Source organism: Promicromonospora aerolata, assembly GCF_042682255.1.
Taxonomy (GTDB): Bacteria; Actinomycetota; Actinomycetes; order Actinomycetales; family Cellulomonadaceae; genus Promicromonospora; species Promicromonospora aerolata.
Genome location: NZ_JBHUHF010000001.1, coordinates 4,400,424 through 4,422,891 on the forward strand (window position 1 = coordinate 4,400,424; position 22,468 = coordinate 4,422,891).

Annotated in this window: 19 protein-coding genes; 10 read left to right on the top strand and 9 right to left on the bottom strand. The window is 72.4% G+C overall.

Annotation, left to right across the window (positions count from 1 at the left end):
- Positions 1-393 precede the first annotated feature (393 nt).
- From ACFSL2_RS19705 to ACFSL2_RS19730, 6 genes are all read left to right on the top strand, one after another.
- Positions 394-2,070 (top strand): glycosyl hydrolase family 18 protein, encoded by a 1,677-nt coding sequence (locus ACFSL2_RS19705; protein WP_377199460.1) that lies wholly within the window; start codon positions 394-396, stop codon positions 2,068-2,070.
- Positions 2,071-2,206: 136 nt separating this feature from the next.
- The gene (locus ACFSL2_RS19710; protein WP_377199461.1) at positions 2,207-2,761 is read left to right on the top strand and encodes an RNA polymerase sigma factor; all 555 of its coding nucleotides are present in this window, start codon (positions 2,207-2,209) and stop codon (positions 2,759-2,761) included.
- Positions 2,762-2,816: 55 nt separating this feature from the next.
- On the top strand, positions 2,817-3,692 hold the full coding sequence (locus tag ACFSL2_RS19715; protein ID WP_377199462.1) for a hypothetical protein: 876 nt from the start codon (positions 2,817-2,819) through the stop codon (positions 3,690-3,692).
- Positions 3,693-3,767: 75 nt separating this feature from the next.
- Entirely contained in the window at positions 3,768-4,211 is a 444-nt protein-coding gene (locus ACFSL2_RS19720; protein WP_377199463.1) for an OsmC family peroxiredoxin, read from the top strand.
- Positions 4,212-4,331: 120 nt separating this feature from the next.
- The gene (locus tag ACFSL2_RS19725) at positions 4,332-7,541 is read left to right on the top strand and encodes an FAD-binding and (Fe-S)-binding domain-containing protein (RefSeq protein ID WP_377199464.1); all 3,210 of its coding nucleotides are present in this window, start codon (positions 4,332-4,334) and stop codon (positions 7,539-7,541) included.
- 201 nt (positions 7,542-7,742) lie between these two features.
- Positions 7,743-9,035, top strand: a complete 1,293-nt coding sequence (locus tag ACFSL2_RS19730; protein WP_377199465.1) for a serine hydrolase domain-containing protein — start codon at positions 7,743-7,745, stop codon at positions 9,033-9,035.
- A 4-nt stretch (positions 9,036-9,039) separates the two neighbouring features.
- Here ACFSL2_RS19730 and ACFSL2_RS19735 read toward each other — a convergent pair whose 3' ends face one another.
- Positions 9,040-9,369: a cupin domain-containing protein gene (locus ACFSL2_RS19735; RefSeq protein ID WP_377199466.1), complete on the bottom strand. Its 330-nt coding sequence runs from the start codon at positions 9,367-9,369 to the stop codon at positions 9,040-9,042.
- Positions 9,370-9,455: 86 nt separating this feature from the next.
- On the opposite strand from ACFSL2_RS19735, the gene ACFSL2_RS19740 reads away from it, so the two are divergent.
- Entirely contained in the window at positions 9,456-10,061 is a 606-nt protein-coding gene (locus ACFSL2_RS19740; protein ID WP_377199467.1) for a nitroreductase family protein, read from the top strand.
- A 65-nt stretch (positions 10,062-10,126) separates the two neighbouring features.
- Here the strand turns inward: ACFSL2_RS19740 and ACFSL2_RS19745 are convergent, their stop codons facing one another.
- From ACFSL2_RS19745 to cofD, 3 genes are all read right to left on the bottom strand, one after another.
- A complete protein-coding gene (locus tag ACFSL2_RS19745) occupies positions 10,127-11,260 on the bottom strand; it encodes an FAD-dependent monooxygenase (protein ID WP_377199468.1) in 1,134 nt (377 codons plus the stop codon).
- A gap of 66 nt (positions 11,261-11,326) precedes the next feature.
- Complete coding sequence (locus ACFSL2_RS19750) at positions 11,327-12,088, bottom strand: CofC family guanylyltransferase (protein WP_377199469.1); 762 nt, start codon at positions 12,086-12,088, stop codon at positions 11,327-11,329.
- Entirely contained in the window at positions 12,085-13,065 is a 981-nt protein-coding gene (cofD, locus tag ACFSL2_RS19755) for a 2-phospho-L-lactate transferase (protein ID WP_377199470.1), read from the bottom strand. The genes ACFSL2_RS19750 and cofD overlap by 4 nt, the downstream gene beginning before the upstream one ends.
- Positions 13,066-13,131: 66 nt before the next feature.
- On the opposite strand from cofD, the gene ACFSL2_RS19760 reads away from it, so the two are divergent.
- Positions 13,132-13,455: a thiamine-binding protein gene (locus ACFSL2_RS19760; protein ID WP_377199471.1), complete on the top strand. Its 324-nt coding sequence runs from the start codon at positions 13,132-13,134 to the stop codon at positions 13,453-13,455.
- 132 nt (positions 13,456-13,587) lie between these two features.
- On the top strand, positions 13,588-15,723 hold the full coding sequence (locus ACFSL2_RS19765) for a restriction system modified-DNA reader domain-containing protein (protein WP_377199472.1): 2,136 nt from the start codon (positions 13,588-13,590) through the stop codon (positions 15,721-15,723).
- Positions 15,724-15,731: 8 nt separating this feature from the next.
- On the opposite strand, the gene ACFSL2_RS19770 is transcribed toward ACFSL2_RS19765, so the two are convergent.
- The 4 genes from ACFSL2_RS19770 to ACFSL2_RS19785 form a co-directional block, all read right to left on the bottom strand.
- The gene (locus ACFSL2_RS19770; protein WP_377199473.1) at positions 15,732-16,691 is read right to left on the bottom strand and encodes a zinc-binding dehydrogenase; all 960 of its coding nucleotides are present in this window, start codon (positions 16,689-16,691) and stop codon (positions 15,732-15,734) included.
- Between the two features lie 44 nt (positions 16,692-16,735).
- Positions 16,736-17,161: a VOC family protein gene (locus tag ACFSL2_RS19775; RefSeq protein WP_377199474.1), complete on the bottom strand. Its 426-nt coding sequence runs from the start codon at positions 17,159-17,161 to the stop codon at positions 16,736-16,738.
- A gap of 40 nt (positions 17,162-17,201) precedes the next feature.
- On the bottom strand, positions 17,202-18,488 hold the full coding sequence (metX, locus tag ACFSL2_RS19780; protein ID WP_377199475.1) for a homoserine O-acetyltransferase MetX: 1,287 nt from the start codon (positions 18,486-18,488) through the stop codon (positions 17,202-17,204).
- Positions 18,489-18,579: 91 nt separating this feature from the next.
- A complete protein-coding gene (locus ACFSL2_RS19785; protein ID WP_377199476.1) occupies positions 18,580-19,914 on the bottom strand; it encodes a bifunctional o-acetylhomoserine/o-acetylserine sulfhydrylase in 1,335 nt (444 codons plus the stop codon).
- Positions 19,915-20,334: 420 nt separating this feature from the next.
- Here ACFSL2_RS19785 and ACFSL2_RS19790 point away from each other — a divergent pair, with 420 nt between their 5' ends.
- On the top strand, positions 20,335-21,699 hold the full coding sequence (locus ACFSL2_RS19790) for a C40 family peptidase (RefSeq protein WP_377199477.1): 1,365 nt from the start codon (positions 20,335-20,337) through the stop codon (positions 21,697-21,699).
- An 83-nt stretch (positions 21,700-21,782) separates the two neighbouring features.
- Here the strand turns inward: ACFSL2_RS19790 and ACFSL2_RS19795 are convergent, their stop codons facing one another.
- Positions 21,783-22,283, bottom strand: a complete 501-nt coding sequence (locus ACFSL2_RS19795) for an inorganic diphosphatase (RefSeq protein WP_108493354.1) — start codon at positions 22,281-22,283, stop codon at positions 21,783-21,785.
- Between the last annotated feature and the right edge of the window lie 185 nt (positions 22,284-22,468).

Genomic DNA, 22,468 nt, shown 5'->3' on the forward strand with positions numbered 1-22,468 from the left:
CGTGGGGCGCCACGGTGCGGTCACCGAGGGAGAGCGGAAAAACGACTTGCAGCGGTAGCGCGGTCATCGTTGACCCTCCCCGGATTCGTTCACGGTGCTCGCAAGTATGACCTCCTCACGTTTCACCCGCATCAACCTGGGCCCACGACTTTTGCTGCGAGCTGCCGATCGACCTGCCATCCTGCCCCGTCGTGTCGCCGATGTACCTGGTACCGCACGAGGTTGTTTCGGTGCCCGGATGCCAGGGCCGAAACAACCTCGTGCGGTACCAGGTGGTTTCACTACGTAGTCCCATCGTGTGGAATTCCCTTATTTCCCATTAACGCAGGTTTCCTTACATTTAGCGGACCACCGTTTCTGGAGCAGCGCGACCGGAACTAGAGAGGGAAGACGATGGACTCGACGTACGAACCGGCGTCAGCCGCCAGCAGGACGACCAGAAGAATCCTCGCGGGGGTGGCGGCGCTCGCCGTAACCGCCTCCGCAGCCGTGGCGGGCGTCGGCCTGCACGCGGCGAACGCGGCAGAGGCCGAGCCCGCCAGCACGGCGAGCTCCTCCGCCATCAACGGCTTCCGCAGCGTCGGCTACTTCACGCAATGGGGCGTGTACGGGCGCGGCTACCAGGTCAAGCAGCTCGACACGTCCGGTGTGGCCGACGAGCTGACCCACATCAACTACGCCTTCGCGAACATCCACCACCAGAACCTCGAGTGCTTCGAGGCCAACAAGGCCCAGAGCCCCGGGCCCAACGGCTCCGACGGCGCGGGCGACGCCTGGGCCGACTACGGCATGGGCTACACGGCGGCCAACTCCGTGTCGGGCACCGCCGACTCCTGGGACCAGCCGCTCGCCGGATCGTTCAACCAGCTCAAGCAGCTCAAGGAGAAGCACCCGGACCTCAAGGTCATGATGTCGATGGGCGGGTGGACCTGGTCCAAGAACTTCTCGCTCGCCGCCGCGACGGACGCCTCGCGCGAGAAGCTCGTGTCGAGCTGCATCGACATGTTCATCAAGGGCAACCTGCCCGTCATCGACGGCCGCGGCGGCCCGGGTGCCGCCGCCGGCGTGTTCGACGGGTTCGACATCGACTGGGAGTGGCCGGGCTCGCCGAACGGCGCCGAGGGCAACCACGTCGACCCCGTGAACGACGCACGCAACTTCAAGCTCCTGCTCGCCGAGTTCCGCGAGCAGCTCGACGCGCTCGGCGCGACGACAGGCAAGGACTACGAGCTCTCCGCGTTCCTCCCCGCCAACCCCGCGGACATCGAGGCGGGTGGCTGGAATGACCCCGAGATCTTCAACTATCTCGACTTCGGCAACGTCCAGGGCTACGACCTGCACGGAGCCTGGGACCCGAGCCTGACCGGGCACCAGGGCAACCTCTACCACGACCCCGCGGACCCGCGGGAGCCCGCACGGCAGTTCAGCGTGGACCTTGCCGTGCAGCAGTACGTGGACGCCGGGATCGACCCGGCACAGCTGGGCCTCGGCCTCGCGATGTACGGCCGCGGCTGGACCGGCGCCCCGTCGTCCGACGCGTGGGGCACCGCGACCGGGCCGGCCTCCGGCCAGTGGGAGGCGGGGATCAACGACTACGACGTCATCAAGAACTCCGGCACCGGGTACTACGACGCCGGGCTGGGGGCCGCCTGGCGGCACGACGGCAACACCTGGTGGTCGTACGACAACGAGCAGTCCGTGACGGCCAAGGCCGACTACATCCAGGCCCAGGGCCTGGGCGGGGCCATGTGGTGGGACCTGTCGGGTGACCGGTCGGGTGCTCTGACCGGCGCGCTGTGGAACGTGCTGGGCTCCGGCACGCCGGGCCCCGTGGAGGACGGCGGTTCGACGGATCCCACGGACCCGCCGACCGACCCGCCGACGGACCCGCCGACGGACCCGCCGGCCGATGAGTGTGTCTCGGCGGCCTGGAGCGCCTCGGAGGTCTACGTGGGTGGCGACACGGTGTCGCACGACGGGCACGAGTGGCGTGCCAAGTGGTGGACGACGAACGAGACGCCCGGCACCACGGGTGAGTGGGGGGTCTGGGAGGACCAGGGCGCCTGCTGATCGGGCGACATTGAGTGGTCGGTAGAACGTCAGGTGGTCGGCACCCCGGGGTGCCGACCACCTGACGTTCTACCGACCACGACGATCCGTGCGCGTGCGCGTGCAAGGTCGGGCCCGGGCGCGACAGAGTGGGGGTGTGGACGACAGCCCCGGCGCCCCGCAGGACGAGCCGCCGCACAACCGGCTACCGCACGACGACGCGTGGTTCAGTGCGCTCTTCGACGCGCACTCGCGTGCCCTCTACGCCTATTTCCTCCGTCGGCTGCCCGACGGCGGCCGGGCCTCCGACGCCGAGGACCTCGCCGCCGAGGTGCTCGCGACCACGTGGCGCCGTCGTGACGACGTGCCCGACGGCGCCGAGCTCCCGTGGATGTACCGCACCGCCGGCTACGTGCTGGCGAACCACCGGCGCAAGATGCGGGCACTGCCGGTCGCCGTCGTCCCGGACGAGCCGGACGACGTGGACCCCGCCACCTTCGCCGCGACCGACGACGTCGTACGGCAGGTCCTGGCCCTGCTCACGCCACGCGACCGGCGCATCCTGCTGCTCGTCGCCTGGGACGGGCTGTCGGGGGACGACCTCGCCCGGGTGCTCGGCGTCTCGCGAGGCGGTGCGGACGCGGCACTGTCCCGTGCGCGGGCACGGCTCCGCGACGCGTGGGACGGCCACGAGCAAGCGGTGGACGCATGAGCACATGTAGAGGGTGTGCGCGGTGCGGAGCCGAGCACGGCACGGAGGGACGGCGATGAACGAGCAGGAGCGGCAGGGGGACCCGGCGTTCGACCGCCTGATGGCGGCGGACCCCGCGAGGCGTGCGCCCGATCCCGTCCAGGGCGTGCTCCGGGCCAAGGTCGACGCGTTGATCGCCGAGCAGGCCGAGGGGGAACCAGCAGTGCGCGGGCTCGGCGGGCGTGCGCCCGCCGAGCGGGAGGCCACCGGGCACGAGCGGGCGCGGGACGACCTGGCGGTGCGCCGGCACCGGCGGAGGACGCCGTGGCTGGTCGCCGCTGCCGTGGCCGGGATCGTCGCGGCGGGTGGTGGTGGCTATGTCGCCGGGGAGCGCGGGCTGCCCGTGTCGACCGCCGACACGACGGTCGAGTCCGGCGCGGAGGCGCCGTCGGTCATGGACGTACCGGACGAGGCCGGGCCGCACGGCGAGGCCGAGTCCGGCGTGCAGCCGTTCGACGCGCCCGGCGACCTGCCGGAGGCCACGGGGTTCGTGTTCCACGCGGGCGCCGGGCTGTCGACGGAGCCGGGCACGGCGCAGGTGCGTCTCGCCGAGGAGGGGTCCGCGGACCAGAGCCTCGGGGCGTACCCGGTCGTCAGCGAGGTGGAGGCGGTCGAGCGGCTGGGCGATCCGCGGTTCTCCGGGGCGGTGCTCGGCCGGTCCGGGCAGGCCGGGCCGTCGGAGGGCGCGGGGCCCCGGACGGTGCCCGAGTCCGGAGGCCCCATCGCGTGGCCGGTCGAGGACGTGACCATCGTGTCGGCGACGCTCACGGAGGTGCGCTACCCGGCGGACGGCGCCGTGCTGCTCGTCCCCGCCTACGACCTCACGGACACCGAGGGCGGTGTCTGGACCGTCATGGCCGTCGACGAGGAGCTGCTCGACTTCACGCCGTGAGGCGACGGCATGCCCGGTAGGGTCGAGAAGGCAGGATCCAACTGAGATCGCATCTCGTCATACAAGGAGTGCACCATGCCAGCACGTACCGCCCGCACCGCCTGGAACGGCACCTTCGAGGAGGGGTCGGGACAGGTCGAGATGTCGTCGTCGGGCGTCGGCACGTACGACGTGTCGTTCCCTGCGCGCGCCGCCGACCAGGCCGGGGGCGTCACCAGCCCCGAGGAGCTCCTCGCGGCGTCGCACTCGTCGTGCTTCACCATGGCGTTCACGAACGAGCTGGGCACCGCCGGCGCCACGCCGGAGCAGATCGAGGTGAGCGCCGAGGTGACCCTCGGGCCGGACCCGGCCGGCGGGCTCTACATCAGCAAGAGCGCGCTGACCGTGCGCGGGTTCGCGACCGGTATCGACGAGGCCGGCTTCAAGGCGGCGGCCGAGGCCGCCAAGGTCGGCTGCCCGATCTCGAAGGCGCTGGCCGGCGTCGGCGAGATCACGCTGGACGTCACCTTCGAGGGCTGACCCGTCGGTTGAGTGCTGGGTATTTGCGAGTCCTGCGGCTCGGGGACCACAAATATCCAGCACTCAGCGGCAGGTCGGACAGGTGTGCGGCTTGCCGGGTTCTGGTGCGAGAATCGCGACGTGCCACCGCAGACCCACGACGCCCCGTCCCGGAACGGTATGAACGACGACGGTCAGGAAGTACAGGGCTCCAAGGGCTCCAAGGGCTCCAAGGGCTCCAAGGGCCGCACGGCCCACACGGCCGACGACGCCGAGGCCGCCCGTGCCGCACGGGAGAAGGCCGAGGTCCGCGCCGCCGAGGAGGCCGAGCGTCGCCGCGTCGAGAGCGAGGAGCAGCGCAAGGCCGCGCGCCGGGAGGCAGACCGCGCCGCCGAGACCGCGCGGGAGGCCGTCGCCGGCGCGCTGCGCACGGTCGTGGGCGGCGCGGTCGACATCAGCTCCCGCCGACGCGCCGAGTACTCGACGGACGCGTCCAACTACCGGGTGGTGCCGCAGGGCGTGCTCTTCCCGGAGAGCACCGACGACGTCGTCGCGGCGCTCGAGGTGCTGCGCGAGCTCAAGATCCCCATCACGGCGCGCGGCGCCGGTACCTCGGTCGCCGGCAACTCGGTGGGCCCGGGTGTCGTCCTCGACCTGGGGCGGCACCTCGACCAGGTGCTGAGCATCGACCCCGAGCGGCGTACCGCCCGCGTGCAGCCGGGAACGATCATGTCCACCCTCCAGGCGGAGGCCAAGGTCCACGGGCTGCGGTTCGGCCCGGACCCCAGCACCCAGAACCGCGCGACGCTCGGCGGCATGATCGGCAACAACGCGTGCGGGCCGCACGCCGTCGCGTACGGGCGCACCGCCGACAACGTGGTGTCGCTCGATGTGCTCGACGGTGCGGGCCGGCGGTTCACCGCGGGCTCCGGCGACCCCGAGTTCAGCTCCGTACCCGGTCTGGCGGAGCTGGTCCGGGACAATCTCGCGCTGATCCGCACGGAGTTCGGCCGGTTCGGCCGGCAGGTGTCCGGCTACTCGCTCGAACACCTCCTGCCCGAGAACGGGTCCAACCTCGCGCGCGCCCTCGTCGGGACGGAGGGCACGCTCGTCACGGTGCTGGAGGCGGAGCTCAGCCTCGTCGAGACACCGAGCGCTCCGACGCTCGTCGTCCTCGGCTACCCCGACATGGCCACCGCCGCCGATGACGTGCCGGGCCTGCTGGACCACAAGCCGCTCGCGATCGAAGGGCTGGACGCCCGTCTGGTCGACGTCGTACGGCGGGCCAAGGGCGACGGCTCGGTGCCGCCGCTGCCCGGCGCCCACGTCCGGGGTGTCTCCGGCTGGCTGATGATCGAGGTGGGCGGCGCGTCGCAGGCCGAGGCCCTCGGCCGTGCCGACGCCATCGTCGCGTCGTCGACGGCGCTGGACTCGCTGGTGCTGCCCGCCGGTCCGGACGCCACCAAGATGTGGCAGATCCGGGCCGACGGCGCGGGTCTCGCCGGGCGGACGCCCGCCGGGGAGCAGGCGTGGCCGGGCTGGGAGGATTCCGCGGTACCGCCCGAGAAGCTGGGGCCGTACCTGCGCGACCTCCAGGCGCTGATGGACCGCTACGGCGTGGACGGCCTGCCCTACGGGCACTTCGGCGACGGCTGCGTGCACCTGCGGATCGACATCCCGCTGGAGACCTCCGGATCGGTGCTGCGTACGTTCATGATCGAGGCGGCGGAGCTCGTCGCGAGCTATGGCGGCTCCCTGTCCGGTGAGCACGGTGACGGTCGTGCCCGGTCCGAGCTGCTGCCGCTGATCTACTCGCCCGAGGCGATCGCACTGATGGAGCGGTTCAAGGCCCTGTTCGACCCGAAGGACCTGCTCAACCCGGGCGTCGTCGTGCGGCCGCGGGCCGTGGACGCCGACCTGCGCCGGCCGCAGGCCGCGCCGGTGCGTACGAAGCTGCCGCTGGTGGGCAAGGGCTCCGGCCACGGGGTGCGGCGCAAGTCCGGGTACGAGGGCTTCTCGTTCGCGCACGACCACAACGACCTGTCCACGGCGGTGCACCGCTGTGTGGGCGTGGGCAAGTGCCGGGCGGACACGTCGGCGTCGGGCGGCTTCATGTGCCCCAGCTACCAGGCGACGAAGGACGAGAAGGACGTGACCCGCGGGCGTGCCCGCGTGCTGCAGGAGGCAGTGAACGGCACCCTCGTCGGTGGTCTCCAGGCTCCCGAGGTGCGGGAGTCGCTGGACCTGTGCCTGTCGTGCAAGGCGTGCTCGAGCGACTGCCCGGCCGGTGTCGACATGGCGCAGTACAAGTCCGAGGTGCTGTACCGGACCTACCGCGGCAAGCTGCGCCCGGTCGACCACTACGCCCTCGGCTGGCTGCCGCGCTGGGCGCGCCTCGCCGGGGCCGTTCCCGAGCTGGTCAACGGCCTGCTGGGCGTGAAGTGGATCGGCAAGGCGGTGCTGTGGGCCGGTGGCATGGACACCCGCCGGTCGATGCCGAGGTTCGCCGAGATCCCGTTCCGGCAGTGGTGGGCGCGCGGCGGCGCGACGCACGGCGTGCCGGGGCTGCCCGTCACGAACGAGGAAGGGCTGGGTGTGCCCGGCCGCGAGGGCGAGACGGCGGCCCGGCTGGCGACCAAGCCGAAGGTCGTGCTCTGGACCGACTCGTTCAGCGACGCGCTCTCGCCGACCGTGCCGCAGGCGGCGCTCAAGGTGCTGACCGCCGCGGGGTTCGACGTCATCGTGCCGGACGAGCAGGCCTGCTGCGGTCTGACCTGGATCTCGACCGGCCAGCTCGACGGCGCCCGCCGCCGGCTGCTCAAGCTGCTCGAGGTGCTCGGCCCGTACGCGGTGAACGGCATCCCCATCATGGGCCTCGAACCGTCCTGCACCGCGGTGCTGCGCTCCGACCTGCTCGACCTGTTCCCGGACGACCCCCGCGCGCACGCCGTCGCGCGGATGACGCGGACGCCGGCCGAGCTGCTCACCTCGGCCGACACCCCCGAGGAGTGGGAGCTGCCGTCGCTGGCCGACGTCACCGCCGTGGTGCAGCCGCACTGCCACCAGCACTCCGTGATGGGGTACGCGGCGGACCAGAACCTGCTCGAGAAGGGCGGGGCGAAGATCGAGGTCCTCGCGGGCTGCTGCGGTCTGGCCGGCAACTTCGGCATGCAGAAGGGGCACTACGAGACGTCCGTCGCGGTCGCCGAGAACGCGCTGCTGCCCGCGCTGCGCGACGCGGCCCCGGGCACTACCTACCTGGCCGACGGTTTCTCCTGCCGTATCCAGGCGCTGGACCTGGCGGATGTCGAGGGCAGGTCCCTGCTGGAGCTCATCGCGGACCGCCTGTAGATCGGCGGCCCCACCGCCACCCACACCGAACGGAGGAGTAGTTGGTCTCTGAGCGTTCTTGGAGCAACCAGGCCTACGTTCGGCGGTTTCGCCGGGATGGCGAGTTCCGTCGCAGGTCGGAGGGATATCAGTCCGGCGGGTGATCTCCTCGGGGGCGTGCGTCGGGAGGATGGGAGCACCGCCGAGACGAAGGAGACTCCCATGGATCGCACCACCCGCCGGGCGGCGCTCGCGCTGAGCGCGTCGCTGGCGCTCGCGGCGCCACTGGCCGTCGCAGGGTCCGCGCACGCAGCAGACGACCGGTCGCCGTCGCCGGCCGTCACCGCCGCCGACGCCCCGCTGTCCGAGGTGGTCGCCGACGCGGCCCGCGCGGCCCAGCGCGACCTCGCCAGGAACCGGACGCTGGCGCAGGGCCCGACGACACCGGCCGACGCCGAGCTCGATGCCGCCCTGGACGCCGTCGTCGCGGACGGCGCGATCGGGGTCACGGCGCGCGTCGAGACGGCGTCCGACATCTGGCGGGGTGCCGCCGGGACCCGGGAGCGCGAGGGTCACGCGCCGGCCCGGCCGCGCGACCGGTTCCGGGCCGCGAGCAACACCAAGCCGATGATCGCGACGCTCGTGATGCAGGAGGTCGAGAAGGGCACCTGGACGCTCGACACACCCGTGGCGGAGGTGCTGCCCGGTGTCATGCCGGCGGACGTGACGATCGAGCAGCTGCTGAGCCACCGTTCGGGCGCGCCGACCGCGACCGACTGGATCCTCCTGTCCCGGGTGGCCGATCCGACCTCGGTGGACGAGGTCTTCGCGGTGATGGGCCAGGAGGTCACGGAGGCCGACCACCTCGAGGCGGCGCGGTCCGCGCCGTGGATGCACGAGCCGGGGACCGACTTCTCCTACTCGAACGCCGGCTACGTGGTGCTCGGGGTGATGCTCGAAGAGGTCACGGGACACAGCGTCGAGACCCTGCTGCGGCACCGGGTGTTCGCTCCGGCGGGCATGCGGCAGAGCGCCTACCCGGACGACCCGGGCGTACGCGGCCCGTTCCTGCACGAGTCGGCCTACACGGGACCCGAGGGCGCCGGCTGGTACGACCTCGACCACTTCGACCCGAGCCTGTTCGACGCGGCCGGCGCCGTCACCAGCACCACCGAGGATCTCGCCGACTTCACCGAGGCCCTGGTCACCGGCCGGCTGGTCGACCCGGAGACCACCGCGGACATGCTGGATCCTCGCACCGTGGACCACGAGATGTTCCCGGACTACGGTCTGGGCGTCTACCGCATCCCCGACCCGTGCGTCCCCGGCGGCTGGCTGTACGGGCACGACGGCGTGTCGTACGGGACCCTCTCGTTCAACTTCACGTCGCCCGACGGCGAGCGGCAGCTCTCGCTCGCCGTCACCGGGCGGGACATGGCCTACCCGGTCTACACCGACGAGCCGCTGTACGACCTGAACGGAGTGCTGGTACCGGCGCTGCTGGCCACCTGCTGACGGCTCACTCGAGCCACTCGGTCTCGAACCGGTCGTTCGCGTGGATGTGGACGGCCTCGTAGAGGTCGGCGCCCAGGGTCCGGAACTTGTGCGGCACCATCGCCTCGACCACGAGCATCTGGCCACCCACGGCCTGGAGCTCCTCGCCGCCCACGGTGAAGAGCGCCCGGCCGGACCGGATCAGGAAGGTCTCCGAGTAGGGGTGCCGGTGCAGCCTCGGCCCGACGCCGTCCTCGGCGACACGTTCGAAGATGACGGACACCTCTGAGCCGTGGAGGTATCCCTCGAAGTTGCCGTGCGGCAGCGTCGCCTGGTCGATCGCCTGAAGAGTCATGTGCTCAGGCTGACGGGCGCGCTGCCGTACGGCAACGCGATTCGTGGCCTGCCGAAGCTCCGTGCGCGGGGAACGAGAATGGGCCCATGGAATTCCAGGACGTCGTCCGCAAGCGCCGGATGCACCGCAAGTTCACCGATGAGCCGGTCTCCGCCGAGGCCGTCGACCGGATCACCCGCAACGCCGTCCGCGCCCCCAGCGCGGGGTTCAGCCAGGGGTGGGCGTTCGTGGTGCTGGAGGCCGTCGAGGACCGGGACCGGTTCTGGGCGGCATCGACGCCGGACGACTCGGAGCGGGACCTCTCGGCCTGGCTCACCGGCATGCGGACGGCACCGGTGATCGTCCTCGCCCTCGCGTCCAAGGCCGCGTACCTGCGGCGGTACGCCGAGAAGGACAAGGGCTGGGCGGACCTCGACGAGGCGCGCTGGCCGGTCCCGTTCTGGCACATCGACGTGGGCATGGCGTCGCTGCTCATGCTGCAGACCGCCGTCGACGAGGGGCTGGGCGCGTGCTTCTTCGGCGTTCCGCCCGAGCACGTCGGGACGGTCCGGGCGGAGCTCGGCATCCCGGACGAGTTCGAGATCACCGGCGTCGTCGCCGTCGGGCACCCGGCCGACGGCGGGGCGAAGGGATCGCCCACCCGCCGCAGGCGCAAGCCTCTGGACGAGGTCATCCGCCGCGGCGGGTGGTGAGCCCGCCCGCGCCGCCGTCAGCCGCGGCCGGTCACGGCTCGCGGCCGGTCACGGCGCGCTGTCGGTCACGGCTCCCGGGAGACCAGTTCCGAGATCGTGGTGTGCAAGCCCTGCACGTCGCCGCGCTCGTGGGCCAGCAGCCAGCTCGTGATCTGGTTCGACGCCTCGACCACCGTGGTCGCGCGCGGGACGCGGCGCCCGTGGAACTCGGCCCACAGCTCCTCGGTCAGGCCGTCGTGCCTGGCGAGGACGTCGCCCAGCACGAGGGCGTCCTCGACGGCCTGCGCGGCACCCTGGGCGACGGTGGGCGGACAGGAGTGGGCCGCGTCGCCGATGATGACCACGCGACCGCGGTTCCACGGCTCGGTGACGACGTGGCTGGTGAACCAGGTGTAGTTGACGTGCTCGACACCCGCTTCGAGCTGGGCTCGGATGGCGTTCCAGTGGCCGCCGTACGGGCGAGCCAGCTCTGCCATGAGCTTCGAGCCCTCCTCGGGTGTCATGCCCTGCCGGTCCTGCTTGTCCTCGACCAGGTACGCGTACATCGTGTCCTCGCCCGTGGGGCAGAAGCCCGCGATGTACGAGGGGCCGCCGAACACCAGCTCCGTGTGGTCGGCCCCCGCCGGCCGCGCGACGAAGGCTCGGAAGATACCCATCCCGTTCGGTTCCGGACGGGTCTCGATGCCGATGAGTGCACGGACGGCGGAGTTGAGCCCGTCCGCCCCCACGACGAGCTCGTGGGTCGCCTCCTGCGTGCCGGCGTCCGTCGCGAGGACGAGCGTGGCGCCGTCGTCGTCCTGGTGCACGGCCGTGACCCGGGTGCCGAAGCGGATGCGGGCGCCGAGCGCCTGGGCCCGGGCCAGCATGATCTCGGCCAGGTCGGGGCGGAACATGCCCGCGGTCGCCGGGTAGTCGGGTCCGCCCATCCGGTTGTCGTGCATCTCGGCGACCAGGGGCGCCTCCGGCCCCGGCGCCCGGATGCTGGTCACGTCGAACGAGAACGACCTGGCCCGCACCTGCTCCCAGACCCCGAGCCGGTCGAAGGCCCGCAGCGCATTGCCCTGCATCGTGATGCCGGACCCGAGCGCGCCCAGGCTCGGCTTCGCCTCGTACACGACGACGTCGGCCCCGGACTCGGCCAAGAGGATGGCGGTCGCGAGCCCAGCGGCCCCCGCGCCCACGATTCCAACGTTCTGCACAGCACTCACGGTGTCTCCCTGGGTCTGGGACGGAATCACGAGCAGCACTCGTAGACACCGCGCAAACTACATCAGACCGGGCACCTCGTGGCCGACCTTGGCCCGCACCTCGTCCGGAAGCTGCGACCAGTCGTCCGCAGTGTCCAGATCGACGGCCGTACCCGGACGGTGCACGACCGTCACGTCCAGCCCCTGAACCTCCGCCTCCGAAAGATGCGCGACGAGCGAGCCGACCCCGAACCGGAACCGGAAGGGCTCGTCCCCGTCCCCCTCCCCTTCGAAGCCAAGGTTTCTTCGCTTTGCGGCCGCTGAAAGCGAATCAGCCTCGGCCTCGAAGGGGAGGAGCAGGAGGTTGGTGCCGGAACGGTCGCGGTCCGTCGCGATGACCACCCGGGTGGGCTCGGCGAGGAGGGCCGTGACGTCCTCCGGAGTCAGGGCGGGCAGGTCGGCGTGCGCGACGAGGAGCCGGCCGGGGGCAGGATCCGGTACCCCGGGCCTCAGCCCCTGCGCCCTCGGCGCGAGCACCTCGCGGGCATGCTCCAGCGCGGCGTTCAGGCCCGGCCGTGCAACCGGCTGCTCCAGCACCTCGACCGTCAGCCCGGCCAGGGTCTCCCGGGCGAACACCGGGTCCGCCGTCACCACCACGACGTGCCCGATCCCGTCGGTGGCGAGCAGCGTCTCCACCACGTGCCGGGCCAGCACCCGGACGAGCCGGCGCCGCGAGCCGGCGTCGAGCACCGCCGCCAGCCGCGACTTGCCGGAGACGCCGTCGCGGAGCGGCACCACCGCCGTCGTGCCCGGGCCCTCCGGCGAGGTCGCCCTGCTCACGCCAGCGCCAGCAGCTCGCGGGCCAGGCGCTCGCGGCCGGGCGGGCCGCCCATGACGGTGTCGGTGACGTGCACGGCCAGGCCGAGGTCCGCGATGGGTCCGGCGAGTCCGGCGTCGCGGTCGTCGATCACCATGACGTCCACGAGGTCCGCGTAGATGCGCGCGACGCCGAGGGCCGACACCTCGTGCCCGAGCGTCTCCAGGATCTGGGCCGCCGGCCCCTTGATCGCCTGCCCGCCCACGATGGGGCTCACCGCCACGCGGCGTCCCCGGGCGGTGGCGAGCGCCTCGCGGACCCCACGCACCGCCAGCAGCGGCTCGATCGACAGGAACGGGTTCGACGGCGCGAGCACCACCAGCTCGGCGGCCAGCGCGTCGAGCACGCCGGGGCCGGGCCGGGCCGTCTCGGCCCCGTCGAAGTGCAGGCCGAGGACGGCGTCCGCGTGCTGGCGCCCCACGAAGTACTCCTGGAACCCGAGCCGGCCCGAGGGGGTGTCGACGAGGGTGGCGAGGTGGTCGTCGGTGGCGGGCACGATGCGCGGCCCGACGCCCATCGAGCGGGCGAGGTGCGCCGTGACGGCCGACAGCGGTTCGCCACGGTGCAGGCGCTGGGTGCGGACGATGTGCGTGGCGAGGTCCCGGTCGCCGAGCGTGAACCACGTGTCCTCGCCCAGGTCGCGCAGGGCGGACAGGGTCGCATACGACTCGCCGCGCAGGCCCCAGCCCCGTTCCTCGTCGTTCAGGCCCGCCAGGGTGTACACGACGGTGTCGATGTCCGGGGAGATGGCGAGGCCGTGCAGCTCCGTGTCGTCGCCGACGTTCACGACGACGGTGAGCGGGTGCGCGGGCGTCGCCGGGGGAGCGGCTGGGGGAGTGGTGGTGGAGGGAGTGTCGGTAGTGGCCGCGCCGAGCGCGAGATCGAGGCCGTGCGCGAGCCGCGCACCGCCGACCCCGCCCGCGAGGAGGGTGACGTTCACGCGTCGAGCCTACGTGTGCGGCGGTTCTGTCAGAACATCCCGCCCGGGTCGGGGCAGACTGGGTACATGGCTGTCTTCGCGTTCTCCGTCGCCCCCATGACCGCGGGCGAGTCCGTTGCCGAGCAGGTTGCCGAGGCCGTTCGCATCGTCCGGCAGTCGGGCCTGCCCAACCGGACGACCTCGATGTTCACCGAGATCGAGGGCGCGTGGGACGAGGTGATGCCCTTGATCCAGCGTGCCACCGAGGCCGTGGCCGCCGGTGGGCACCGGGTGTCCCTGGTCATCAAGGCCGACATCCGTCCTGGTGCGCCCGCCGGGCAGATCGACAGCAAGATCTCCCGGGTGGAGGAGCGGCTCGCTGCCGACGAGGCGGAGACCGGCCACTCCTGAGGCCGGCCGTCGAGCACGACCCCGGGCCCTCGGACAAGCAACACGACACCTTCACCCCCGTGTTTCCGGTCTCTTGCGCGCGGCCTTTAGGCTAAGGCGGACCGATGCCGCAGGACCCGGGGAGATCACGAGATGCCATTGTTCGAGGTCGATACCCAGCGGCCCCTCCTCGTGACGTCCGCGAACGGTGCGCACGGCTCGGAACCAGGACTGAAGACCACGGCCAACCAGGTGGTCGACTCCCACATCGACGGGCTCCTCGGCGAAGAGGTGTTCCCGATCGCGCAGGGCTCCGGCCCCGACGAGCCGCACCTGCTGGCGCTCGACGCGTCGGGCTCGCCCGTCGTCGTCGAGCTGGTCGCGGACCTCGACCGGGACAACCTCGCCAAGGCGCTCGACCACGCCGGGGCCGCCGGCCGGCTGACCCGGGCGGACCTCGCGGCGCGCTACAGCGGCGGGGCGAGCTCGTTCCAGCACGACGTCGCCGCGTTCTACGACAGCGTGCCGATCACCCGCACGCAGTCGGGCAAGAACGGTGGCAGCGGCGCTCGGCTCATCATCATCTGCCAGAACGCGCCCGACGAGATCCTCAACGCCGTCGACTTCCTGCGCCAGCCGACGATGCCCGTCGAGGTGCTGAAGATGGGCGTCGTGAACTCGGACGACGGCCGCAAGTTCCTGGACGTCTCGCCCCTCGTGGTGCATCTGCCACCGGGCCTGCCCGCGCCCAAGTCGGCGCCGATCGGCGGCTCCATCACGAGCTCGATGGAGGGGTCGCTGCGCAGCCCGATGGACGCGGGCGTCACCGGCGGGGTCGTCGGCGGTACCGGGGCGCCCAAGGACGCGTTCGAGGAGGGCGTCAAGGTCGGCTACGCGCTCACCGGCAAGATGCCGGTCGTCGCGCAGGCGCCGCAGAGCCGGTCACCGCAGGTGCCCCAGTCCCGTGCCGAGCGTGCGCGACAGACGCCGGTCCGTGCGGAACCTGCTCCGTCCCCGGCCGACAAGCCGCTGGCCGACAAGCCGCTTGCCGACAACCCGTCCGCCGGTCCGACCAACGCCGCGACCGGCCTGCGGTCCAGCCTCCGCGGTGCCGCGCCCCGCAACGGCGCGCCCGAGCGTGCGGCGGACGCCGGTACGTCGGAGCACGCGCCCCGAGCAGGAACCCCTGAGCGTGCGGCCGGCACCCGTGCCGCACGCCGCGCCCAGGCCGCCGCGGCGGCGCCCAGCGCCACGCCGGCCCCACCAGCCGCTCCGCCGGTACCGCCGGCGAGCGAACCGGGTAGCGGCAGCATGCCGAGCGCCCCGGTCTCGTCCGTGCGGCCCGGTGCGGAGTCCCGTCCGACGCCGAGCACTCCGCCGCGGCTCGCGACGAGCCGCTCCTCGCTCGGCGACACGGCCGTCCCGCCGCTTCCCGAGCCCGCGGCCGAGTCGGCGCCGTTGGCGTCCGTGCGTCGTCGGTCGCGCATCGACCGGTTCGCGGCGTCCAGCCAGCCGGACGAGCCGCCGTCGGCTACCGGGCCCGGCTACTCGCCGCCGCCGCCCCCCGCGCCGCAGCCGCCGGTGGAGGAGGACCTGTGGCAGCCGCCGTCGTTCGACGCGCCGCCCGCCTACTCCGGTGCGGACTCGAACGAGCCGTCCGACTTCGACATCACCCGGCCCCGGTACACGCCGGAGCCCACCTACGGCGCGGAGTCGAGCTTCGCACCCAGCGTGTCGGCGTACGGGTACCCGGCTGACGCGCCCGCCGCGTACGGCGACCAGAACGGCTACGCCTACGGCGATCAGCAGGGGTACCAGTCGCCCTACCCGGAGAACGCGGCTCCGGTCATCACGGAGCAGAGCCCCTGGGAGTCCGGTGGTTACCTGGCCGGCCCCGACGACGGGTTCGGGCAGCCGTCGTTCGGAGCCGACCCGTACCCGTCGAGCGCGCCCGAGGCGCCGGCCCGTCCCGTGCCGCCGAGCGAGAGCATCCGTGCCAGCACGCCGATGCTGTTCGAGGAGGAGGACGACCCCGACCTGGAGGCGCTCGCCCGCAGCATCGGTACGCCCACGCGCGTCGTGTGGTCCCGGCCGCGCCGGAACCAGCACTTCGAGGCGATGCTCCTGCCGGACGGCGCCATCGAGCTCGCCAACGGTGCCCGCTACCGGCACCCCGACTCCGCCGCCACGGCGGCATCGGGTTCGTACACGGCCGACGGCTGGAACGTGTGGCGGATCGGCGACACCGGCCCGACGCTGGTCGAGGAGTTCGCGCGCCGGTTCGCCTGAGCCTCGGGTCAGGGCTGGACGACGACCTTGCCGAACTGGTTGCCCGCGTCGAGCCGGCTCAGGCCGTCGGCGGCCTGCGCGAGCGGCACCTCGGCGTCGATCACCGGGCGTACACCGGTCCTGGCGCAGAACCGGGCGAGCGCGCCGAGGTCCTCGCGCGAGCCCATCGTGACGCCCTGTACCCGGAGCTCCTGGAAGAAGACGCGCGTCAGCTCGGCCGGGGGAGCATCACCCGACGTCGCGCCGCAGACCAGCACCGAGCCGCCGGGGCGTACGGAGCGGATCGAGTGGGCCCACGTCGCCTGGCCCACGGACTCGAGCACCGCGTCGACACGGGCGGGCAGACGTGCGCCGGTCTCGACGGCACCCGCGGCGCCCAGCGCGACCGCGCGCTCGCGCTTCTCGGCGGAGCGCGACGTCACCCAGACCTCCAGGCCGGCCGCCGCCCCGAGCGTGACGGCGGCGGTGGCGAGCCCGCCGCCCGCGCCCTGCACCAGCACGCGGTCGCCCGGGGTGAGCCCGCCCGCGGTGAAGAGCATGGTGTACGCGGTGAGCCAGGCCGTGGGAAGGCAGGCCGCCTCCTGGAACGAGAGCTCGGCAGGCTTGGGCACGAGGTTCGCGGTCGGTACCGACACCCGCTCGGCGAGCGTGCCGGGGTAGCGCTCCGACAGCAGGGATCGCGGTTCCTTCGGCCCGACGCCGTGGCCGTCGGCCCCGACGACGCCGTGCACGATCACCTCCGCGCCGTCCGGGGTCACACCGGCGGCGTCGGTGCCGAGGATCATCGGCAGCTGCTGCTCCTTGAGGCCCACTCCGCGCAGCGACCACAGGTCGTGGTGGTTCAGGCTCGCGGCCCGCACGTCCACGGTGGTCCAGTGCTCCACGGCGTCCGGCTCGGGGCGGTCACCCACCTCCAGGCCGTCGAGCGGGCTGTCGGGTGCGAAGCTGGTCACATAGGCGGCAAGCATGCGGCGACCCTAACCGACCCCGGACCACACCACGACGCCCCGGATCACGTGGCGGCGACGTCGAACATCCAGGAGATGCCGAACCTGTCGGTGAGCTGCCCGTAGTAGTCGCCCCACGGCGCGAGCTCGAACGGCTGGCCCGGTGTCCCGCCGTCGGACAGCTTCTCGAAGGCGCCCTTGATGTAGTCGTGGTCGTCCGGACCGCCCGTCAGTGCGACGGTGACGCCGGCCGAGGGCGCCACGTACTCCATGAACGACGGCGTGTCCGACGCCATGATCGTGAGGCCGCCCGAGGTGTCGAGCTGCCCGTGCATGACGAGGTCCTTGTCCTCGTCGGGCGTGGGCATCCCTTCCATCGGGTTCTCACCGAAGGTGCTGACGTCGAGCTCACCGCCGAGCACGGACTGGTAGAAGTCCAGGGCATCCTTGGCCTCGGACCGGAAGCTGAGGTACGGATTGAGCTTTGCCATACGGCCACGTTAGTCCCGGGACCGCCGGCCTGCTGGATGGTTACCCGAGGAACTCACTCACCATCGGGCCGATCTGGTCGGCCTCGACCAGGAACCCGTCGTGGCCCACGTCGCTGGTGACGATCCGCAGGGACTCGGCCTGCGGGATCCACCGGGCGAGCCGTGCGGACTGGGTGGGCGGGAACAGCCGGTCGCTGTCCACGGCCACCACGAGCGCCCGCGCCGTGATCTGGCTGAGCGCGGCCTCGACGCCGCCGCGGTCCCGGCCCAGGTCGTGCGACAGCATCGACTCGGTGAGCACCAGGTAGGAGTTGGCGTCGAACCGTCGGGCCAGCTTGTCGGCGTGGTGCTCGAGGTACGACTGCACGGCGAAGCGGCCGCCCGCGAACGGGTCCTCGCCACCCTGCGGCAGCCTGCCGAAGCGCTGGTCCAGCTCGTAGCCCGTGCGGTACGTCGTGTGCGCGATCTGTCGCGCGATGCCGAGGCCGGTGTGCGGACCGTCGTCGTCGGCGGCGGAGTAGTAGTCGCCGTCGCGGAAGCGGGGGTCCACCCGGATCGCGGCGAGCTGCGGGTGTGCCCACGCGATCTGGTCGCCGCCGGTCTGGGCGGTCGTGGCGATGGCGGCGACGTTGCGCACGTCGATGCCGGCCTCGGGCCCGAGCAGCGCCCACTCGAGCACGCGCAGCCCGCCCATCGACGCGCCGACCACCAGCTCCCACGACCGGATCCCGAGCTCCTTGGACAGGGCGATCTCCACGGCCACCTGGTCGCGTGTCGTGATGTAGGGGAAGCGCCCGCCCCACGGCCGCCCGTCCTGCGCCAGGGACGACGGCCCCGTGGTGCCCTGACAGCCGCCGAGCGCGTTGGGTGCCACCACGAAGTACCGGTCGGTGTCGATGGGCTTGCCCGGGCCGACCGTCTGCGCCCACCAGCCGTCGGTCGCGTGTCCCGGGCCGGCGACGCCGGTCACGTGCGAGTCACCCGTCAGGGCGTGCAGCACCAGGACGGCATTGGACCCGTCGGCGTTCAGGGTGCCCCAGGTCTCGTAGGCCACGCGCACGGCGGGCAGCCGCCCACCGGCCTCCAGGTCGAACGCACCGACGTCGGCGAACAGCCGGTGCCCCGGGTCGTCGCCCTCGCGCCAGGCGCCGCTCGCGGGCACCGGCGGCTTGCTGCGCGAGCGTGAGGTCTGTACGGGGTCGGCCGGGCTCGGCGGGGCGCCGCCGTCCCGGCCGTGTGCGCCGTCCGGCGCAGGGAAGGGCACGAGCAACGAGCGGACGGGTTGGTCCGGGGTGTCGTGCGCGGCCCTCGGGGTGGTGATGGCCATGGTGTCTCCTGCGGCTTGGTGTGGTGAGCTCGGTGTGGTGAGCTCGGGGCCCTGCCCCGGCGCGGACGGCGACGTCACATCGTTGCTGCTGCTACTTCTCCCCGCCCAGGAGACCCTTGGCCGCCGTGAAGCCCAGCTCCAGGTCGGCAAGGATGTCTTCCACGTTCTCCAGGCCGACGGCGAGGCGGACCAGGCCAGGGGTGACCCCCGACAGCGCCTGCTCCTCGGCCGTGAGCTGTGAGTGGGTCGTGGAGGCGGGGTGGATCACGAGGGACCGGACGTCGCCGATGTTCGCCACGTTGGAGTGCAGCTCCAGGGCAGACACGAACGCCTGCCCGGCATCGGCACCGCCGTCGAGCTCGAAGGCGAGCACGGCACCGGCACCCTTGGGCGCGTACTTCTGCGCGTTCGGGTGCCAGGGCGAGCTCGGCAGGCCCGCGTAGTGGACCGTTCCGACGTCGTCCCGGGCCTCCAGCCACTCGGCGACGTGCTGCGCATTGGCGACGTGGCGCTCGATCCGCAGCGACAGCGTCTCGATGCCCTGGGCGAGGAGGAACGCGTTGAACGGCGAGATCGCCGCGCCGAGGTCCCGCAGGAGCTGGACCCGGGCCTTGAGGATGAACGCGAGGTTCGCCCCGAGCGCCGAGCCGACGCCGAGGTCCCGCGCGAAGACGAGGCCGTTGTAGCTGGGGTCCGGCGTGTTGAAGCCGGGGAACCGGTCCGGGTCGGCGGCGAAGTCGAAGCTGCCACCGTCGACGATCACGCCACCGATCGTGGTGCCGTGACCACCCAGGTACTTGGTCGCCGAGTGCACCACGAAGTCGGCGCCGTGCTCGAAGGGGCGGATCAGGTACGGCGTCGCGACGGTGTTGTCGACGATCAGCGGGACCCCGGCCTCGTGCGCCGTTGCGGCGACGCCCTCGATGTCGAGCACGTCGGAGCGCGGGTTCGGGATGGTCTCGCCGAAGAACGCCTTGGTGTTCGGCCGGACGGCGGCACGCCACGCGTCCAGGTCGTGCGGGTCGTTCACGAACGTGGTCTCGATGCCGAACTTCGGCAGCGTGTGGTGGAGCAGGTTGTACGTGCCGCCGTAGAGGCTCGCGGAGGCGACGATGTGGTCACCCGCCTGGGCGAGGTTGAGCAGCGCGAGCGACCCGGCAGCCTGGCCGGACGCCACCAGGAGCGCGCCGACGCCGCCCTCGAGGCTCGCGATCCGGTCCTCGACCACCTGTGTCGTCGGGTTGCCGATGCGGGTGTAGATGGGGCCGAGATCCTTGAGCGCGAACCGGTCGGCGGCCACCCCGGCGTCGGGGAACACGAACGACGTGGTCTGGTAGATCGGCAGGGCACGGGCTCCCGTGGTGGGGTCCGCCTCCTGGCCGGCGTGGATCTGGCGGGTCTCGAACGACCACTGGGGCTGAGTCATGGCTCTCCTGCTTCCTGTAGCTGGTGGCGTGCTTCGGGCGGAACTGGCCGAGATGTGCCGCGACGTGCCCCATGGGGCCTGCGCATCAGGAGGTGGTCCGCGGCGGGGAGGCGCGCACGCGGAAGTCGGCCGGACGGCCGAGGGCAGGCGAACGTGCGCTGGTTCAGCAACTGCACATTCGACGAGTCATGGGTGAGACCGTAGACGGCTGCGGGCGGCACCGAAAGTCATGTCTTGAATCGTGAGATCGAAAAATGAGACGGGCCCGGGACGATGGCGGACGTCGGCGCTGAGGCTGTGCGGCGCACTCCGGTAGCGCGATCCGGCAGCCTGGGCCACATTGGACCGTGACACGGAAGTGATTCACAAGATCCGCGCAAGGCGACACGCCGGAAGTAGCGCTGATCGGGAAAGGGGATCATGGGGCGTATCCGAGGTGTGGACGAGTCGAGGCACGGCCACGGCACGACGCTGGCGCTCCGCGCGCTCGGAGTCGCGGTGCTGGCGCTCAGTCTGGTGATCCCGTGGGGGCCGACCGCGGGAGCGGACCCCCCGCCCGATCCGCCCACCGCGGAAGAAGCCCAGGCGGCGCAGGACGCGGTCGCGGCCGGCACGCTGGACGTCCAGCAGGCGGAGGCTGCGCTCACCGCGCTCCGCTCGGAGCTCGAGGCGGCCCGCGTCCGTGTCCAGGTGGCCGCTGCCGACTACGCCGAGGCGCAGGAGGCGGTCGAGCAGGCGGAGCAGGAGGTGGCCGCCGCCCGCCGTGCTGCGCGGGCGGCACGCAAGGGCGAGGTGTCGGCGCGCGCGAGCCTGGCCGAGGTGTACCGGGCGTCCGTGCGCGACGCCGACCTCGGATCCCTCGACGTCGCCTTCGGCGCCGAGTCCGTGCCCGACATGGTGGGGCGCAGTGCTGCCGAACGCGCGGTGCAGCGCAAGCTCGGCGGGGCCATGGCCGAGTACCAGGAGGCGCGCGCGTCGGCGGAGTCGGCCGATGCCCGGTGGACCGCCGCGAAGGAGCAGCGCGCGACGGCGGCCGCTCAGGCGGAGTCTGCTTTCGCCGCCGCCCAGGCCGCCGCGGCCGACCTCGAGGCGCGCACCCGGGCCGCGGAGACGGAGCGCCAGGCCCTGGTCGCGCGGCTCGCGCAGCTGCGGCAGACCAGTGTCGAGATCGAGCGGCAGCGAGAGGAAGCACGGGCGGTCGCCGCGGAGGCGGTCCGCGAGGCTGCGGCGAAGGCGGAGCTCGAGCGCCAGGAGCACGCCCGGGCGGAGGCCGGCTCCGGCGTCGCGGACGGCTCAGCGTCCGGGGCTGCGTCCGGCGCCCTGGACGGCTCCGGCGGCGCCCCCGCGCCGGCCCCGGAGGGTGCACCCGTCCCGCCGCTCGTGGGGCCGTCCACGTCGGGCGTCACCCAGGGGTCGCAGGACCGAGGCGCCGGCGCCGTCGCCTGGGCGCGCACCAAGGTGGGTGCGCCCTACCTGCTCGGGGCCGCCGGTCCTACGCACTACGACTGCTCGGGCCTGACCATGAGGTCGTGGGCGAGCCAGGGTGTGGACATCACCCGCACCTCGCGGTCGCAGTACCTCGCCGTCGGCAAGGTGGACTACGGGTCGCTCCGGACGGGAGACCTCATCTTCTACGGTTCGAACCCGGGCGACCCGTCGTCGATCTACCACGTGGCCATGTACACCGGCGGCGGCATGATGATCGAGGCGACCCTGCCGGGGCAGCCGCTGTCGGAGAACCCGCTTCGGCTCTCCGGCGCGATGCCGTACGCCGGCCGCCCCTGAGCCCGGGCGTGTCCGAGTACCGGACGTGACGGACGCCCGGGCCGCCGTCAGTGGCCCGGGCGTCCGGTACGTCGTGCCCCGGGTCAGTGCTTGTCGTAGTAGCCCGTGTCCTTGGCGCGCTGGATCGAGCGAACGATCTCGGCCTCGGCGTCGGAGCGGCCGACCCAGTGGGCGCCCTCGACGGACTTGCCCGGCTCCAGGTCCTTGTAGACCTCGAAGAAGTGCTGGATCTCCAGGCGGTGGAAGTCCGACACGTCGTCGATGTCCTGGCGCCACGCGGCGCGCTGGTCGCCCGTCGGCACGCAGAGCACCTTGTCGTCGCCGCCGGCCTCGTCGCGCATGCGGAACATGCCGAGGGCACGGCACTTGATCAGACAGCCCGGGAAGGTGGGCTCTTCCAGCAGGACCAGTGCGTCCAGGGGGTCCCCGTCCTCGCCGAGGGTGCCCTCGATGAAGCCGTAGTCGTCCGGGTAGCGCGTCGAGGTGAAGAGCATGCGGTCGAGGCGGATGCGTCCGGTCTCGTGATCCACCTCGTACTTGTTCCGCTGACCCTTGGGGATCTCGATCGTGACGTCGAACTCCACGCCGATGTGCTCCAGTTCTCGAAGATGGTCGCCGAAGTGTCTTACCGCGGCGGCGGCCTTGCGCCTGTCCAGTGTGCCATGTGTCTTGTGTCCCGACCGTTACCTGTGGTCAGCACCACTCTCCGGGTTGGGCATAATTCGCAGCGTGCGCGTCGCGCGCGCGAACGGGCGCCGCGTGCGGGTGA

What these genes read in the sequence shown, in the direction of transcription:
- metX (WP_377199475.1), bottom strand. Translation starts at nt 18,488, where the DNA reads ATGGCCATCACCACCCCGAGGGCCGCGCACGACACCCCGGACCAACCC.
- ACFSL2_RS19785 (WP_377199476.1), bottom strand. Translation starts at nt 19,914, where the DNA reads ATGACTCAGCCCCAGTGGTCGTTCGAGACCCGCCAGATCCACGCCGGC.
- ACFSL2_RS19760 (WP_377199471.1), top strand. Translation starts at nt 13,132, where the DNA reads ATGGCTGTCTTCGCGTTCTCCGTCGCCCCCATGACCGCGGGCGAGTCC.
- ACFSL2_RS19770 (WP_377199473.1), bottom strand. Translation starts at nt 16,691, where the DNA reads ATGCTTGCCGCCTATGTGACCAGCTTCGCACCCGACAGCCCGCTCGAC.
- ACFSL2_RS19705 (WP_377199460.1), top strand. Translation starts at nt 394, where the DNA reads ATGGACTCGACGTACGAACCGGCGTCAGCCGCCAGCAGGACGACCAGA.
- ACFSL2_RS19735 (WP_377199466.1), bottom strand. Translation starts at nt 9,369, where the DNA reads ATGACTCTTCAGGCGATCGACCAGGCGACGCTGCCGCACGGCAACTTC.
- ACFSL2_RS19715 (WP_377199462.1), top strand. Translation starts at nt 2,817, where the DNA reads ATGAACGAGCAGGAGCGGCAGGGGGACCCGGCGTTCGACCGCCTGATG.
- ACFSL2_RS19790 (WP_377199477.1), top strand. Translation starts at nt 20,335, where the DNA reads ATGGGGCGTATCCGAGGTGTGGACGAGTCGAGGCACGGCCACGGCACG.
- ACFSL2_RS19720 (WP_377199463.1), top strand. Translation starts at nt 3,768, where the DNA reads ATGCCAGCACGTACCGCCCGCACCGCCTGGAACGGCACCTTCGAGGAG.
- ACFSL2_RS19765 (WP_377199472.1), top strand. Translation starts at nt 13,588, where the DNA reads ATGCCATTGTTCGAGGTCGATACCCAGCGGCCCCTCCTCGTGACGTCC.
- ACFSL2_RS19730 (WP_377199465.1), top strand. Translation starts at nt 7,743, where the DNA reads ATGGATCGCACCACCCGCCGGGCGGCGCTCGCGCTGAGCGCGTCGCTG.
- ACFSL2_RS19775 (WP_377199474.1), bottom strand. Translation starts at nt 17,161, where the DNA reads ATGGCAAAGCTCAATCCGTACCTCAGCTTCCGGTCCGAGGCCAAGGAT.
- ACFSL2_RS19740 (WP_377199467.1), top strand. Translation starts at nt 9,456, where the DNA reads ATGGAATTCCAGGACGTCGTCCGCAAGCGCCGGATGCACCGCAAGTTC.